Source organism: Caulobacter sp. S45 (genome assembly GCF_903642205.1).
Classification (GTDB): domain Bacteria; phylum Pseudomonadota; class Alphaproteobacteria; order Caulobacterales; family Caulobacteraceae; genus CAHJWH01.
Window position 1 is genome coordinate 1 of record NZ_CAHJWH010000105.1, and the last position, 11604, is coordinate 11604.

Below are 11604 nucleotides of genomic sequence, written 5' to 3' on the forward strand. Positions count from 1 at the left end.
CACCCCGTCAGGAGGGGGCGGCGGCGCTCGCGCGATCGCGGCCGGCGGCGCGGTGCAGGCGAGCCTCCGGCCCGTCGCGCACCCCGAAGGCGCGGCCCTGCTGCAGACCTTCGAGGACGTGGTCGCCCTGATCGACGCCAAGCGCGACGTGACCCTGAAGCTCGACGTGGAGCGGTTCGTGCGGCTGGTGGACTTCAAGCCCGGCGTGATCAGCTTCGAGCCCGCGCCGGGCGCGCCCGCCAACCTGTCCCAGCGGCTTTCCGGACGGCTGCGCGAATGGACCGGCCAGCGCTGGATGATGGACCTGAAGGTCGGCGGCGCCGAGAGCGTGCGCGACCGCCAGCGCCGCCAGGACGACGAGCAACGCGCCCGCCTGGAGGCCGACCCGTTCGTGGTGGCCATGAAGGAGGCCTTCCCAGGCGCCGAGATCGTCGGCGTGCGCCGGCTGGAGGCGGACGCGCCCGAAGCCCTGGGCGACGACGCGCCGACCGAGAACTAGCACTGCAGGCGCAGCCAGAACGAAAGTGAACCAGCATGAAAGACTTCGGCCAGATGATGCAGCAGGCCCAGGGCCTGCAGCAGAAGCTGCAGGACGCCCAGGCCCGGCTGGCGGAGACGACGGTGCAGGGACAGGCCGGCGGCGGCCTGGTGAAGGTCACCCTGAAGGGCTCGGGCGACCTCGCCGCCGTAGCGCTGGACGAGAGCCTGCTGTCGCCCGGCGAGGCCGAGATGGTCTGCGACCTGCTGGTCGCCGCCCATGCCGACGCCAAGCGCAAGCTCGACGCCGAACAGGCGCGCCTGATGCAAGAGGCCATGGGCCCTCTGGCAGGGCTGGCCGGCGGCATGGGAGGCTTCCCGGGCCTCAAGCCTTGAGCCCACCCGACCGGGGCCGGGCGCGGGCAGGCTAGTGGCCTCCTCGGCCGGCCCCGAGATCGAGCGGCTGATCCAGCTGCTGGGGCGCCTGCCCGGCATGGGTCCGCGCTCGGCGCGCCGCGCGGCGCTCGCACTGCTCAAGCGGCGCGAACAGCTGCTGGACCCGCTCGCCCGCGCCATGACGGACGCGTCGGCCCGGGTGAGGCCCTGCTCCACCTGCGGCGCGCTCGACACCGCCGATCCCTGCACGGTCTGCGCCGCCCCCGAGCGCGACGGCGCGCTGATCTGCGTGGTGGAGGAGGTCGGCGCGCTGTGGGCCATGGAGCGCGGCGGGGCGTTCCGCGGCCGCTACCACGTGCTGGGCGGCCTGCTGTCGGCGCTCGATGGGGTGGGGCCGCAGGCGCTGCGGGTGGACGAGCTGGTGTCGCGCGCGGGCGATCCGGACGTGCGCGAGGTGATCCTGGCGCTGCCGGCCACCGTCGACGGTCAGACCACAGCCCACTACCTGCACGAGCGGCTGGGCGGGGCCGACGTGGAGGTCACCTCGCTCGCCCGAGGGGTGCCGGTGGGCGGCGAACTCGACTGGCTCGACGACGGCACCATAGCCCAGGCGCTCAGGGCGCGCCGTCCCGCCTAGGCGACGGCCCGCTTACTGAACCGTCCTCGCCGCAGGGCGGAATCGCCTTTGCCTCGGCGCCACGCTAGGCTAGCTGGAAACCCATCCGAAACGCTTACGAAGGGACGACCATGGCGCGCATCACCCTCAGGCAACTGCTCGACCATGCGGCCGAGCACAGCTACGGCGTGCCCGCCTTCAACATCAACAACATGGAACAGGGCTTGGCGATCCTTGAGGCCGCCGCCAGGACCGACAGTCCGGTGATCATCCAGGCCAGCCGCGGCGCGCGGCAGTACGCCAACGACATCATGCTGGCCAAGATGATCGACGCCCTGATCGACATCTATCCGCACATCCCGATCTGCATGCACCAGGACCACGGCAACGACGAAGCCACCTGCGCCACCGCCATCCAGCACGGCTTCACCAGCGTGATGATGGACGGCTCTCTGGAGGCCGACGCCAAGACCCCGGCCAGCTACGACTACAACGTCGCCGTCACCCGTGACGTGACGAAGATGGCCCACTGGGTCGGCGCTTCGGTGGAGGGCGAGCTCGGCGTGCTTGGTTCGCTGGAGACCGGCATGGGCGAGGCCGAGGACGGCCACGGCTTCGAGGGCAGGCTCGATCACGCCCAGCTGCTCACCGACCCCGACCAGGCGGTGGAGTTCGTGCGCGAGACCGAGGTGGACGCCCTCGCCATCGCCATGGGCACCTCCCACGGCGCCTACAAGTTCACTCGAAAGCCCGATGGCGACGTACTGGCCATGGGCGTGATCGAGGAGATCCACCGCCGCCTGCCAAACACCCACCTTGTCATGCACGGCTCCTCCAGCGTGCCCCAGGACCTGCAGGACGTGATCAACAGGTTCGGCGGAGTGATGCCCCAGACCTGGGGCGTGCCGGTGGAGGAGATCCAGCGCGGCATCAAGCACGGCGTGCGCAAGATCAACATCGACACCGACAACCGGATGGCCATGACCGGCGCCATCCGCAAGGTGCTCACCGAGAACCCCGGCGAGTTCGACCCCCGCAAGTACCTGAAGCCCGCCATGGAGGCCATGCGCAAGGTGGTGGAGCAGCGCTTCCAGGAGTTCGGCACGGCGGGGCACGCCAGCCGGATCAAGGCCTTGCCGCTGTCTGCCATGGCCAAGCGCTATACCTCGGGCGAGCTGTCGCCGAAGTTCGACTTGAGCCAGATGGCGGCGGAATAGGGCGCTTTGGACTCTATAGGATCAGCTTGGCTCCACTACCTTTTCCTGGTCGCAGCCGATGTCGTGACTTGTCGGTCTTTGGGTGAGGCGCCAGACGGCCGAACGCGGGTCGCTCGCTTCGGATTGCGTCGGTCTGGCCGGCTTCCTATAAGCGCAGTGACTTTGGCAGCCTATTAAAGCGGGTCTGATGAATATCCACGAACACCAGGCCAAGGCCGTCCTCAAGGAATTTGGCGCGCCTGTGCCCCAGGGCTTCGCCGCGTTCACGCCGCAGGAAGCCGAGGAGGCCGCACGCAAGCTCGGCGGCCCGGTCTTCGTGGTGAAGTCGCAGATCCACGCTGGCGGCCGCGGCAAGGGCAGGTTCGAGGGTCTCGGCCCCGAGGCCAAGGGCGGCGTGCGGGTGGTGAAGTCAGTGGAGGACGTGCGCGCATCCGCCGAGGAGATGCTCGGCCGCGTGCTCGTCACCCACCAGACCGGTCCCCACGGCCGCCAGGTCAACCGCCTCTACATCGAGGAGGGCGCCGACATCGCCAAGGAACTCTACCTGTCGCTGCTGGTGGACCGGGAGACCAGCCGCGTGGCCGTGGTCGCCTCCACCGAAGGCGGCATGGACATCGAGGAGGTGGCCGCCCACACCCCTGAGAAGATCATCACCATCCAGATCGACCCCGCCACCGGCGTCTTCCCGCACCACGGCCGCGCCCTGGCCGAGGCCCTGGACCTGAAGGGCGACCTGGCCAGGCAGGGCGCAAAGCTGCTCAGCCAGCTCTACGCGGCCTTCTTGGCCAAGGACATGGACATGCTGGAGGTCAACCCGCTGATCATCACCGGCGACCAGCAGCTGCGCGTGCTCGACGCCAAGGTCAGCTTCGACGCCAACGCCTTGTTCCGTCAAAAGGATATCGTGGAACTCCGCGACAAGTCGGAGGAGGACGCGAAGGAGATCGAGGCTTCCCGCCACGACCTGTCCTACATCGCGCTGGATGGCGAGATCGGCTGCATGGTGAACGGAGCGGGCCTCGCCATGGCCACCATGGACATCATCAAGCTGTACGGCGCCGAGCCCGCCAACTTCCTGGACGTGGGCGGCGGGGCCAACAAGGAGAAGGTGACGGCGGCCTTCAAGATCATCACCGCCGATCCCAATGTGAAGGGCATCCTGGTCAACATCTTCGGCGGCATCATGCGTTGCGACATCATCGCCGAGGGAGTCATCGCCGCGGTGAAGGAAGTGGGTCTGAAAGTGCCGCTGGTGGTGCGCCTGGAAGGCACAAACGTGCAGCAGGGCAAGGACATCCTGAACCAATCCGGCCTGGACGTGATCGCAGCGAACGATCTCTCCGACGCAGCCGAAAAGATCGTATCCGCGGTCCGCAAGGCGGCCTGACCCTACAGGCACACCGGAGGTGCAGTGGAATCGGCCAGGCGGCTCGCCGCATCTCGGGGCGCCTGAAGCAGGGGTCCGATCCCGACTAGGCGCAGCGTTTAGGCGAGGCGGTTATGGCGTGGCCGGTCTCCAGGATGGCCGACAGGGGGAACTCGCGTTGGTCAAATCCTCACCCTCAGGCGGTAGACCATCCTGGTGGACCGAACGCCCAGGACGACGACCGGCCAAGCGGAGATGCTGCTTCGGCCCGCGAACGACTCGCTGCGTCCGCTCTCGACCATCGAACTGGCCTTGAAGGTTCGCCCCGCGGCGGTCCTGAGCGGGTCCACGCCAGTCTGGCGGCTTGATCCCCAGTATGATCGCTGGCTGATCGAGAACTTTCGGCATGACCCAATCTGGTTCTGCCCATTAGATCTTTATGACCGCAGGGTGCGTCCCGCAGACGCCCGCTTCACCCTTCAGGAGATCAACGCGCTGCTGGCCGAAGAGGCCCAGCGGACCGGCGGCTATGCCCTGGGCGGCATGACCGGCTGGGGCCGCAAGACGGTTATGTTCGTCGTCGGCAGCCATCGGCTGAAGGCCCTGCTGGAGTTCCTCTTCGCCTGGGGTTGAGGGGCTGAAACGAGCGGTGCGGCGCCGAGTTGGGCCGCCTCCGCTCGAAACGTCCACTCAGCGGTAGCGCCAGCCGCCGTTGTAGCGATAGCGGTTGCCCCAATAGCGGCGACCATCCCAGTATCCCCGACCCGGATAGAATACGCCCAGGGCCGGTCCGGCGACGATTAGCGGTCCACGTCCATAGTTCGGGCGGCAGCCGCCATAAGGTCCGCGGTGGAAGCCGGGACCACAGCCTCCGGCGGCCTGGGCCGACGACACTGCAGCCAGGGTGGCGCCTGCAACCAGGGCCCCCAACATCATCTTCTTCATCAACATATCTCCAAGATGACCCCCCGGCAGTCAACTCCTACAGCGCCAGGTGCATGAGCAACGCCCATTCCCCGTCTTGGTTCGCCGGTGGCCGCCGGCTGTGTCAAAGCGGCGCGCTGCGCAAGGCGAGCCGCAATGTCACCCGCGGATGGCGATGAGGGACTTGGTGAGCGTGATCACCCTCTCGTCCACGTGGTCGGCGTCAGGAAAGAGGAACTTGAACTGTGTCTTGTCCAGCAGGCGGGCGTGCTGGACGACGCGCATCGCCTCACCCAGATCCTGCGCCTTGCGCGAGAACCAGCCTCGCCCCTTCCTGAGCAGCAGGCGGGCCCTGGCCTGCTCGGAGCGCCAGTGGAAGAAGGGCTCGGAGAAGTGGGGTTCTATTGGGAAATAGAAGTACGGCGTCTGGATGTAGTATCTCGGCGCCAGCCGGCGCACCTCCGCGGCGAACGCCTCGCAGCGGCGCCAATCGCCCACGTGCTCGATAACCGAGTTGGAATGCACGAGGTCGAAGCGGCCCGACTCGATCTGCGGAAGCTCACAGGCATCGGCCGTCAGGGTCTCGAACATGGGATCATCCACGACCTGCGGGGTCGGGTTGACCAACAGGATGCTGACGCCCTTGGCCTCCAGGAAGCCGCGATCGAACAGGCTCCAGTAGCCCGGCTCCCCGCCGAGATCGAGGATGCGGCAGGCCCCCCGCTCCGCATGGATCGTCTCGATCAGCTGCCGGACCTTGGCCGACCTCGCGCGGCGGAACCGCATGGCGAGGGAGTTGGGGTTTCCATGGTCCTGAAGTGCATGGATGAAGTTCATGGGTTCGTCCCCGAAAGAGATCAGGACCTCGGACCTGCAAGACGGAGGCCGTTCGAACACCGGTTGGGGGCGGCTGAATCAGGCGGCTGGGATGCAGCTCCACACGTTCGGCGACGCAGCTTACGCCTCGATCAGCTCGATGTCCGCCACCCTCTGCTGGCGCGACCACATGGCGGCGTAGGCGCCGCGCCGGGCCAGCAGGCCCTCGTGCGTCCCGCGCTCCACGACCCGGCCGTGCTCAAGCACCAGGATCTCGTCGGCGTCGGTCACCGTCGACAGGCGGTGGGCGATGACCAGGCTGGTGTGCCCCTCGGCCAGGCGCGAGAGGCTCTCCTGAATGGCCTGTTCAGTGTGGGTGTCGAGCGCGCTGGTGGCCTCGTCGAAAATCAGGATCTTCGGGCGCTTCAGGATCACCCGGGCGATGGCGACCCGCTGCTTCTCGCCGCCCGAGAGCTTCAGGCCGCGCTCGCCCACGCGGGTACCGTAACCGTCGGGCAGGGCGGAGACGAAGTCGTGCAGGCGCGCGGCGCGGGCGGCGGCTTCCACCTCCTTCCGCGAGGCGTCGGGCCGACCATAGGCGATGTTGTAGAGGATGGTGTCATTGAACAGCACCGTGTCCTGGGGCACCACGCCGATGGCCGAGCGCAGGCTGGCCTGGGTCACGTCGCGCAGGTCTTCGCCGCCGATGCTCACGCCGCCCGAACTCACGTCGTAGAACCGGAACAGCAGCCGCGCGAGGGTCGACTTACCCGCGCCGCTCGAACCCACCAGCGCCACCTTGTGGCCTGGCGCGACACGGAAGGACACGTCCTGCAGAATGGTCCGGCGCGGCTCGTAGGCGAAGCCCACGTCGTGGAAGACGATCTCGCCGCCAGGATTGCGGAGGGCTTTAGCGCCCGCGCGGTCCTGAACCTCGGGGAGGGTCTGCAGCAGGCGGTTCATCTGCTCGTAGTCCACCAGCGACTGCTTCAGGCTGCGATAGACCACGCCCAGCACGTTCAGGGGCTGATAGAGCTGCAGCAGGTAGGCGTTGACCAGGACGAAGTCGCCGACGGTCATTCGGCCACGCGCCACGCCGCTCGCCGCCAGCATCATGACGACGACCAGGCCTGCCGACATGATCAGGTTCTGGCCGACGTTCAGGCCGGACAGCGTCGCCTGGTTGCGCACCGAGGAACGCTCATAGTCGCGCTTGGCGGCGTCGTAGCGGGCGACCTCCACCTGCTCGGCGCCGAAATACTTCACCGTCTCATAGTTGATCAGGCTGTCGACGGCGATCGACCCGGCCAGATTGTCCTGCCGGTTCATCTCGCGCCGCAGCGCCACCCTGCGCGCCGTGACCGCGAAGGTGAAGGTCGCGTAGCCAAGGATCACCGCGATCACCGTGCCGGCGAACAAGGGATTGAACAGGCGCCACAGGATGGCGCTGACCAGCGTCACCTCCAGCAGGATCGGCGCGATGTTGAACAGGGTGAGGCCGAGCAGGCTCTCCACCGCCGACAGGCCCCGGTCCATCACCCGGCTGACGCCGCCGGTCTGGCGGTCGAGGTGGAAGCGGAGCGACAGGCCGTGCAGGCGGTTCAGGGTGGCGATGGCGGTATTGCGCACCGCCCGCTGCACCACCGGCGAGAACACCATGTCGCGCAGCTCGCCCGAGCCCTGGCTGCCGATCCGCGCCAGTCCGTAGGCGGCGACGAGGCCGAGCGGCGCAGCGATCAGGGCGCCGTGACCGTGCGGCGACAGCGCGTCCACCGCGCGCTTCAGCAGGAGCGGGATCGCCACGTTGAACAGCTTGGCGGCGAGCACCAGGGCCAGGGCCAGCACCACCCGGGCGCGCAGGGCTGCTTCGCCTTTAGGCCAGAGGTAGGGGCCCAGCGTTCGGAGCGCCCTGAGCTGATCGGAGGCGCTCGCCTCGACCAGGGCGGTGTTGCCGTCGCGCACGGCGGCGGAGGCCCAGTGCCTCAAGGGTTGGCCCCAGCGGGGCGCGGCGGGTTGTGTCGCACGCGCCTGGCGTCCCCGCGGCAGCGATCAGAGCAGTAGAGCACCTCGTCCCACACCTTGGCCCACTTCTTCCGCCAGGTGAACGGGCGGCCGCAGGCGGCGCAGGGCTTGGACGGCAGGTCGGCCTTCTTCCTCACGCGGCGGCCTTCAGGGCGTCCAGCTTTGCCGCCTCCGCAGCGATCTCAAACGAGCGCAGCCGGGCTGAATGATCGAAGATCTGCGCGGTCACCATCAGCTCGTCGGCCCCGGTGCGGGCGGCGAAGGCCTGCAGCCCGGCGCGCACCGTCTCAGGCCCGCCGACCACTGCGCAGCTGAGCGCATGGTCGACCTGGGCGCGCTCCATGGGCGTGATCACCGCCTCGATGTCGTCCACCGGCGGCGGGAGCTTGCCGGGGCGACCGGCGCGCAGGCGGGCGAACGCCTGCTGCTGCGAGGTGGCCAGGCGCGCCGCCTCGGCATCGGTGTCGGCGGCGATGACGCTGAGGCCCAGCATGGCGTAGGGCTTGTCGAGGTGCTGGGAGGGCCGGAAGCGGGTGCGGTAGATGTCCAGCGCCTGCATCATGGCGTTCGGCGCGAAGTGGCTGGCGAAAGCGTAGGGCAGGCCGAGCGCCGCCGCCAGCTGAGCGCCGTAAAGGCTCGATCCCAGAATCCAGACCGGTACGCGCAGGCCGTCGCCCGGCGTTGCGCGAACCAGTTGGCCGGGCTGGGAGGGCTCGAAATAGGCCATCAGCTCCAACACGTCCTGGGGGAAGTCGTCCACGTCGCCGGCCAGGGTGCGGCGGAGCGCGCGGGCGGTGACCTGGTCCGAGCCCGGAGCGCGGCCGACGCCCAGGTCGATGCGGCCGGGATGAAGCGCGGCCAGCGTGCCGAACTGCTCGGCGATCACCAGGGGCGCGTGGTTCGGCAGCATGATTCCACCTGCGCCGATGCGAATGGTGGAGGTGGCTTCGGCCGCGTGCGCCAACGCCACGGCGGTGGCGGCGCTGGCGATGCCCGCCATGTTGTGGTGCTCCGCCATCCAGTAACGGCGATAGCCGCAGCGCTCGGCGTGGACGGCGAGCTCGATGGAGTTCCGCAGCGCTTCGCCGGCGGTGGAGCCCTCAGCGACAGCGGAGAGGTCGAGGACGGAAAGCGGCGTCATACGGCTAATATGGGGCGATCGGAGGCGGTTGCGATAGGCTCCCCTCCCTCAGGTGGAAGAGCTTAGATGCAGGTTATCGGCCCGCGCGCCCGCCCGTTGATGAACTGCTGCACGTAGGCGTTGTCGGCGTCGTCGATGGACCTGGCAGGACCGCGCCAGACGATCTTGCCACCATGGAGCATGGCGATTTCATCGCCGATCTTCCTGGCGGAGGCCATGTCGTGGGTGATGGAGACGGCGGTGCAGCCCAGCCGGCGCACCTCCTCCATGATCAGGTCGTTGATGACGTCCGAGGTGATGGGATCGAGCCCCGTGGTCGGCTCGTCGAAGAACAGGATCTCCGGGTGCGCGACGACCGCGCGGGCCAGCCCCACCCGCTTCTGCATGCCGCCGGAGATCTCGGCCGGGTATCGGTCGGCGACATCGCTCGGCAGGCCGACGCGGCCCAGGGCCTCGATGGCGCGGTCGCGGGCCTCCTTGCGGGGCAGCCTGTCGGCGTTGGCCAGGCGGAAGCCGACGTTCTGCCAGACCTTCAGGCTGTCGAACAGCGCGGAGCCCTGGAACAGCATGCCCAGCTTGCCGTGCAGGCGCGAGCGCTCGGCGGTGGTCAGCTCGGTCATGTCGTCGCCGTCCATGAACACCTGGCCGGCGTCCGGCCGCATCAGGCCCACCGCTATCTTCAGGGTGACAGATTTTCCCTGGCCGGACGCGCCGATGATCACCAGGGAGCGGCCGGGCTGGATCGCGATGTCCACACCGTCGAGCACGCGCCGGCCCTCGAAGGTCTTGGTGACGCCGCGCAGCTCCAGCTTGGGTGCGGCGGTCGAGACGGGGCTCACCTGAGCAGGCTCGTCATGATGTAGTCGGTGGCGAACACCAGCACGGCCGCCGAGACCACGGCGTTGGTGGTGGCGCGGCCTACGCCTCGGGCGCCTCCATGACTGTTGAAACCGTGGTAGCAGCCCATCAGCGCCACGATGAAGCCGAACACCGCCGACTTGACCAGGCCCGAGATCACGTCCCAGGGCTGGAGGAAATTCCAGGTGTTGGCGATGTAGATCGTGCCGTTGAACTTCAGCGACGCCACCGCGACCAGCCACCCGCCAGCGATGCCGATGATGTCACCTGTGAGCGTCAGCAGCGGCAAGGTCAGCACGCCTGCGGTCAGGCGCGGCCCGATCAGGTAGCGGTAAGGATCGGTGGACAAGGTCTGCAGCGCGTCGATCTGCTCGGTGGCGCGCATGGCGCCAATCTCTGCGGCGATGGCGGCGGAGACGCGGCCGGCCAGCATCAGGGCGGCGAGCACGGGGCCCAGCTCGCGGGTGATGCCCAGCGCCACGATCTGGGGCATGATCTGCTCGGCGTTGAAGCGCGCTCCGCCAGTGTAGATGTTGAGCGCCAGGGCGGCGCCGGTGAACACCGCCGTCAGGCCGACCACCGGCAGGGAGAAGTAGCCGATGGCGTAGAGCTGGCGGACCAGCTGGCGGCCGAAGAAGGGGGGCGTGACGGCGGCCGTCACCCCGCGGACGGCGAAAATGGCCAATCGGCCCGCGGACTGAAGCAGGTCGAAGCTGGACGCCCCGATGGCGCGGATCGGGTTCATCCCTGCGCGCCCAGATGAACCCGTTGAACCCGGGGCGCGACGTTGGACAACAGCTCGAAGGCGATGGTGCCCGCGTCGGCGGCGGCCTCGTCCACCGGCAGGTTCGGACCGAACAGCTCGACCCGCGCGCCGGGCCACGCCTCGCACCCGGTGACGTCCAAGGCGATCAGGTCCATAGATATCCGGCCGAGGACGGCGCGCTTAGCGCCCGCGAACCATCCATAGCGTGGCCGTTCCGAGGCGCGCAAGACGCCGTCGGCATAGCCCAGACCCACCACCGCCACGCGCAGGGCCCGCTCGGCGCGATAGGCGGCGCCGTAGCCGACGCTCTCGCCCGGCGCGACGCTGCGGACCTGCAGGATCGGCGCGTCCAGGGTGGCCACCGGACGTAGGCGCGAGTCCGGCATTTGGAACGGCCCGCCGCCGTACAGCGCGATACCCGGACGCACCACTTGGCCGCGGAACCGCGGTCCCAGGAAAAGTCCGGCCGACGCGCCCAGGCTCGTGCGCGCCTGCGGGAACAGAGCGGTGATCGCTTCGAACCGCGCCGCCTGCTCGACGTCCATGGCCGCGACCTCGGGGTCGGCGCAGGCGAGGTGGCTCATCACCACCTCCAGCTCGACGCCTCGCAAGCCGTCGCTGGTCTGGGACAGGGCGCGCGCCTCCTCCGGACGCAGGCCGAGACGGTTCAGGCCGGTGTCGACGTGCAGGACGCCCGACAGAGTGCGCCCGAGAGTGCGGGCATGAGCGGTCCATTCCCGCACCTGAGGCAGGCTGTTCAGCACGGGCGTGAGCTCGTGGGCGACCATATGCGGCGCGTCATCGTCGGTGCAGCCGTCCAGAACGCAGATCGCCGCCGGCCGCGCCGGGCCGAGCGCGGCGCGCAGCGCCACGCCTTCGGACAGCCGGGCGGTGAAGAAGCGGCGTGCACCTTCGCTCCACAGCCGCCGCGCCACGGGCCCGAGGCCCAGCCCATAGGCGTCGGCCTTCACCACCGGCGCGACCTCTGCGCGACCGGCCTCCCGC

Annotated in this window: 13 protein-coding genes and 1 pseudogene; 6 read left to right on the forward strand and 8 right to left on the reverse strand. The window is 68.8% G+C overall.

Annotation, left to right across the window (positions count from 1 at the left end):
- The 6 genes and pseudogenes from HUV06_RS10900 to HUV06_RS10925 form a co-directional block, all read left to right on the forward strand.
- Positions 1 to 499, forward strand: a pseudogene (locus HUV06_RS10900) (DNA polymerase III subunit gamma/tau); the annotation flags it as partial.
- A 35-nt stretch (positions 500 to 534) separates the two neighbouring features.
- Complete coding sequence (locus tag HUV06_RS10905) at positions 535 to 873, forward strand: YbaB/EbfC family nucleoid-associated protein (protein WP_174301296.1); 339 nt, start codon at positions 535 to 537, stop codon at positions 871 to 873.
- 34 nt (positions 874 to 907) lie between these two features.
- Positions 908 to 1510 (forward strand): recombination mediator RecR, encoded by a 603-nt coding sequence (gene recR / locus HUV06_RS10910; RefSeq protein WP_174301297.1) that lies wholly within the window; start codon positions 908 to 910, stop codon positions 1508 to 1510.
- A gap of 110 nt (positions 1511 to 1620) precedes the next feature.
- On the forward strand, positions 1621 to 2706 hold the full coding sequence (gene fba / locus HUV06_RS10915) for a class II fructose-bisphosphate aldolase (protein ID WP_174301298.1): 1086 nt from the start codon (positions 1621 to 1623) through the stop codon (positions 2704 to 2706).
- A 187-nt stretch (positions 2707 to 2893) separates the two neighbouring features.
- The gene (gene sucC, locus HUV06_RS10920; RefSeq protein WP_174301299.1) at positions 2894 to 4093 is read left to right on the forward strand and encodes an ADP-forming succinate--CoA ligase subunit beta; all 1200 of its coding nucleotides are present in this window, start codon (positions 2894 to 2896) and stop codon (positions 4091 to 4093) included.
- Between the two features lie 195 nt (positions 4094 to 4288).
- Positions 4289 to 4705, forward strand: coding sequence for a hypothetical protein (locus HUV06_RS10925; protein WP_174301300.1), 417 nt, complete (start codon positions 4289 to 4291; stop codon positions 4703 to 4705).
- 57 nt (positions 4706 to 4762) lie between these two features.
- Here the strand turns inward: HUV06_RS10925 and HUV06_RS10930 are convergent, their stop codons facing one another.
- The 8 genes from HUV06_RS10930 to alr all read right to left on the reverse strand — a co-directional run.
- Positions 4763 to 5017: a GCG_CRPN prefix-to-repeats domain-containing protein gene (locus HUV06_RS10930; protein WP_174301301.1), complete on the reverse strand. Its 255-nt coding sequence runs from the start codon at positions 5015 to 5017 to the stop codon at positions 4763 to 4765.
- Between the two features lie 138 nt (positions 5018 to 5155).
- Entirely contained in the window at positions 5156 to 5833 is a 678-nt protein-coding gene (locus tag HUV06_RS10935; RefSeq protein WP_174301302.1) for a class I SAM-dependent methyltransferase, read from the reverse strand.
- A 120-nt stretch (positions 5834 to 5953) separates the two neighbouring features.
- A complete protein-coding gene (locus tag HUV06_RS10940; protein WP_254601060.1) occupies positions 5954 to 7798 on the reverse strand; it encodes an ABC transporter ATP-binding protein/permease in 1845 nt (614 codons plus the stop codon).
- The gene (locus HUV06_RS10945; protein WP_174301303.1) at positions 7795 to 7971 is read right to left on the reverse strand and encodes a DUF2256 domain-containing protein; all 177 of its coding nucleotides are present in this window, start codon (positions 7969 to 7971) and stop codon (positions 7795 to 7797) included. The genes HUV06_RS10940 and HUV06_RS10945 overlap by 4 nt, the downstream gene beginning before the upstream one ends.
- The gene (locus tag HUV06_RS10950; protein WP_174301304.1) at positions 7968 to 8975 is read right to left on the reverse strand and encodes an LLM class flavin-dependent oxidoreductase; all 1008 of its coding nucleotides are present in this window, start codon (positions 8973 to 8975) and stop codon (positions 7968 to 7970) included. The genes HUV06_RS10945 and HUV06_RS10950 overlap by 4 nt, the downstream gene beginning before the upstream one ends.
- Before the next feature lie 62 nt (positions 8976 to 9037).
- Complete coding sequence (locus tag HUV06_RS10955) at positions 9038 to 9814, reverse strand: ABC transporter ATP-binding protein (protein ID WP_174301305.1); 777 nt, start codon at positions 9812 to 9814, stop codon at positions 9038 to 9040.
- Complete coding sequence (locus HUV06_RS10960; protein WP_174301306.1) at positions 9811 to 10578, reverse strand: ABC transporter permease; 768 nt, start codon at positions 10576 to 10578, stop codon at positions 9811 to 9813. Before HUV06_RS10960 ends, HUV06_RS10955 begins: the two co-directional genes overlap by 4 nt.
- On the reverse strand, positions 10575 to 11604 hold a 1030-nt coding region (gene alr, locus HUV06_RS10965; RefSeq protein WP_174301307.1), incomplete at its 5' end, for an alanine racemase. The genes alr and HUV06_RS10960, both read right to left, overlap by 4 nt.

Excerpts from the sequence above, each read along its gene's own strand:
- HUV06_RS10930 (WP_174301301.1), bottom strand. The coding sequence starts at position 5,017 with ATGAAGAAGATGATGTTGGGGGCCCTGGTTGCAGGCGCCACCCTGGCT.
- fba (WP_174301298.1), top strand. The coding sequence starts at position 1,621 with ATGGCGCGCATCACCCTCAGGCAACTGCTCGACCATGCGGCCGAGCAC.
- HUV06_RS10935 (WP_174301302.1), bottom strand. The coding sequence starts at position 5,833 with ATGAACTTCATCCATGCACTTCAGGACCATGGAAACCCCAACTCCCTC.
- sucC (WP_174301299.1), top strand. The coding sequence starts at position 2,894 with ATGAATATCCACGAACACCAGGCCAAGGCCGTCCTCAAGGAATTTGGC.
- HUV06_RS10960 (WP_174301306.1), bottom strand. The coding sequence starts at position 10,578 with ATGAACCCGATCCGCGCCATCGGGGCGTCCAGCTTCGACCTGCTTCAG.
- HUV06_RS10905 (WP_174301296.1), top strand. The coding sequence starts at position 535 with ATGAAAGACTTCGGCCAGATGATGCAGCAGGCCCAGGGCCTGCAGCAG.
- HUV06_RS10950 (WP_174301304.1), bottom strand. The coding sequence starts at position 8,975 with ATGACGCCGCTTTCCGTCCTCGACCTCTCCGCTGTCGCTGAGGGCTCC.